General features: G+C 44.3%; 2 protein-coding genes. Both read left to right on the top strand.

The features are described 5' to 3' along the window. Positions 1 to 298 (top strand): LysR substrate-binding domain-containing protein (locus tag A3763_RS03955; RefSeq protein ID WP_369823084.1); only part of this gene is annotated, 298 nt, incomplete at its 5' end. A gap of 11 nt (positions 299 to 309) precedes the next feature. Further along, positions 310 to 621, top strand: coding sequence for a DUF2007 domain-containing protein (locus A3763_RS03960; RefSeq protein WP_068506719.1), 312 nt, complete (start codon positions 310 to 312; stop codon positions 619 to 621). The last annotated feature ends 110 nt before the right edge of the window (positions 622 to 731 follow it).

Raw genomic sequence — 731 nt, forward strand, 5'->3', positions numbered from 1 at the left:
CCGCCGACGGGGTCAGGGCTATATTGACCTGCACTTGAATCGACAGGGCCTACAACGGGATATTCGCTTACGAGTCCAGCACTCTAGGGCTGCTCCACCAATCGCGGCACAGACCAATATGCTGCTAACAATCCCTGAAACCCTGGCGAAAGATCACAAACTAGCGATCTACGACTTGCCCTTTGAATTACCTGATGTAGATTGGCATTTATACTGGCACAGCAATTACAGCCAGGATAAAGCACACCAATGGATGAGAAGCGTCATTATTGATATCTTTAATCAAGAAATAAGCTGAGTACATGTTTGATGAAACGCATTTTTTCGCATTCAAACTCATTATTAGTCTTCAACCTTCGCAACATCCTGGGTAATCATAATATCAATTGCGAAGTTCGGAATGATGGCCTGACATCGACAGCGGGTGAAACACCTCCGACAGAGGTGTGGGCTGAGCTTTGGGTCTCGAAAGAAAGGGATTATGAGCAAGCAGAAAAAATCATTGAAGAAGCGGTACACGGCGACCCCAAAGCGACTTCATGGTTTTGTGAGCATTGCTCTGAAGATAATGCTCCCGCGTTTGAATTATGCTGGAAGTGCGGTAGAGAACGCGCTATATAACTTAGGCTCCTGAAAACCTTTTAGCTAAGCACTTAATTCTATTAATTAATACCTTTCGAACTAAGCTTTATGCGCCATATTTCAAACCAGCTCTGCTATGTGAATAAATG

The organism is Oleiphilus sp. HI0128 (genome assembly GCF_001635365.1).